Origin of the sequence: Candidatus Contendobacter odensis Run_B_J11, assembly GCF_000531125.1 — a bacterium.
Lineage (GTDB): Bacteria > Pseudomonadota > Gammaproteobacteria > Competibacterales > Competibacteraceae > Contendibacter > Contendibacter odensensis.
The window spans coordinates 1-2,464 of record NZ_CBTK010000288.1 but is presented as its reverse complement, the minus strand read 5'-3'; the positions used below and the strand labels follow the sequence as shown (position 1 = coordinate 2,464).

Sequence of the window (2,464 nt, the reverse complement as noted above, 5' to 3'; positions counted from 1 at the left end):
AGCCGCTGAACCGCTTGCCGTCATTCCCGCGTAGGCGGGAATCCAGTCAGCCGCTGAACCGCGTGGATACCCGCTTTCGCGGGTATGACGAATTGACGGGTTTAGCGGAAGATGAAGAGAAGAGAAGAGAAGAGAAGAGAAGAGAAGAGAAGAGAAGAGAAGAGAAGATTTTGGCGTTTACGCCGCTCAGTAATGATGCAAAGGGCGAGAATTTCAGCTTTTAACCGAGAGGGAATTCCGCCATGAACCGCAACGATAACCGAGCCGATCCCGCCGCCGAACTGCGCCGACAGGCCGAAGCCATCGCCCGGAAAAAACCGACGCAGTTGCCGTCAGACCTCGATACCCCGTCGCTCGAAGCGGTTCAGCAGACGCTCCACGAACTGCGGGTGCATCAAATTGAACTGGAGATGCAGAACGAGGAACTGCGCCGGGTGCAGATAGAACTGGATATCGAGCGGGCGCGCTATTTCGACTTGTACGACCTGGCCCCGGTGGGCTATTGCACCGTGAGCGAGCCGGGGCTGATCCTGCAAGCCAATTGCACCCTCGCCACCCCGTTGGGCATGACTCGATCCGCGCTGATTCAACAGCGGATCGCCCAGTTCATTCTGAAGGAAGACCAAGACCGCTATTACCGATTCCGCAAAGCGCTTTTTGCGACCGGCGAACCGCAAACCTGCGAGCTGCGGATGGTGAAAAAGGACGGCGCGGTGTTCTGGGCGCATTTGCAAGCGACCCGCGCACAGGATGAGGATGAAGGCGGCGCGGCGGTGATCCGCATCACCCTGAGCGACATCACCGAACGCAAGCACGCTGAAATCAAACTCCACCTCGCCGCCTGTGTCTTCACCCACACCCGCGAAGGCATCCTGATCACTGAACCGGACGGGACGATTCTGGAGGTCAATGACGCCTTCACCCGGATCACCGGCTACCGCCGCGACGAGGTGCTGGGCCGCAACCCGCACCTGCTAAGTTCCGGCTTTCACGACCCGCTATTCTTTGCCGCCCTGTGGCGCGATCTGACCGAAAAAGGCCACTGGTACGGTGAAATCTGGAATCGGCGCAAAGATGGCGAAACCTACCCTGAAATGCTCACCATCAGCGCGGTGCGCAATGCCCAGGGTCAGACCCAGCAATATGTCGGATTGTTTTCTGACATCACCACGCTCAAAACGCACCAACAGCAACTCGAACACATCGCCCACTACGACATGCTGACCACCCTGCCTAATCGGGTGTTGCTGGCCGACCGCCTGCAACAAGCCCTGACCCAATCCCAGCGGCGCGGTCAACCCGTCGCGGTGATCCTGCTCGACCTGGACGGTTTCAAGGCCATCAATGACGACTACGGGCACGAAAGCGGCGACCAGTTGTTGATCACCGTAGCGACGCGCATGAAGCAGGCTCTGCGCGAAGGCGACACCCTGGCGCGCATCGGCGGCGACGAGTTCGTCGCGGTGTTGCCTGATCTGGCCGATGTCGCAGCCTGCGTACCGCTGCTAACTCGCCTGCTCGCTGCCGCTGCCACCCCCGTGCGGATCGGCGATCTCACCCTCCAGGTATCGGCCAGCCTCGGCATCACCTTCTACCCGCAGGTGGACGACGTGGATGCCGATCAACTGCTGCGTCAAGCTGATCAAGCCATGTATCAGGCCAAGCTGGCGGGCAAGAATCGCTATCATCTCTTTGATTTAAAAAACGATACTAACATCCGCAGTCATCATAAAAGCCTGGAGCACATCCGCCGCGCCCTGGTTGAACACGAGTTGGTGTTGTACTACCAGCCCAAGGTGAATTTGCGCACCGGGACGGTCATCGGCGCTGAGGCCCTCATCCGCTGGCAACACCCGGAACAAGGGCTGTTGCCACCAGCGGCGTTCCTGCCAGTGATCGAAGATCATCCGCTGGCCGTCGAAATCGGCGAGTGGGTAATCGACACCGCGCTGACCCAGATCGAAACCTGGCGAGCGGAGGGGCTGAACCTTCCGGTCAGCGTCAATATCGGCGCCCGCCAGTTACAGCAGAACTTCGTCCAACGCCTGCGCGCCCGACTGGCGATGCATCCGTCGGTGCTGCCGTCCAGCCTTGAACTGGAGGTGCTCGAAACCAGCGCATTGGAAGACCTGACTGGAGTCTCCCAGGTTATTGCTCACTGCCGCGAAATCGGGGTGCGGTTTGCTCTGGATGACTTTGGCGTCGGCTATTCCTCGCTGACCTACTTGAAACAGTTGGCGGTCGCCCTGATCAAGATTGACCAGAGTTTCGTGCGCGACATGCTCAACGACCCGGATGATTTGGCTATTTTGGAGGGAGTGATTGGTTTAGCCGCCGCCTTCCGTCGCGAGATCATCGCCGAAGGCGTAGAGACGGTGGAACACGGGGAGATGCTGCTCCAATTCGGCTGCGAACTGGCCCAGGGCTACGGCATCGCCCGCCCCATGCCAGCCGCCGACCTCCC

Annotated in this window: 2 protein-coding genes; both read left to right on the top strand. The window is 59.7% G+C overall.

Annotated features, from left to right (window positions below):
* A partial coding sequence (locus BN874_RS25215) for a hypothetical protein (RefSeq protein WP_195912223.1) occupies positions 1-224 on the top strand: 224 nt, incomplete at its 5' end.
* An 18-nt stretch (positions 225-242) separates the two neighbouring features.
* Positions 243-2,464 (top strand): putative bifunctional diguanylate cyclase/phosphodiesterase (locus BN874_RS18320; RefSeq protein ID WP_154725019.1); only part of this gene is annotated, 2,222 nt, incomplete at its 3' end.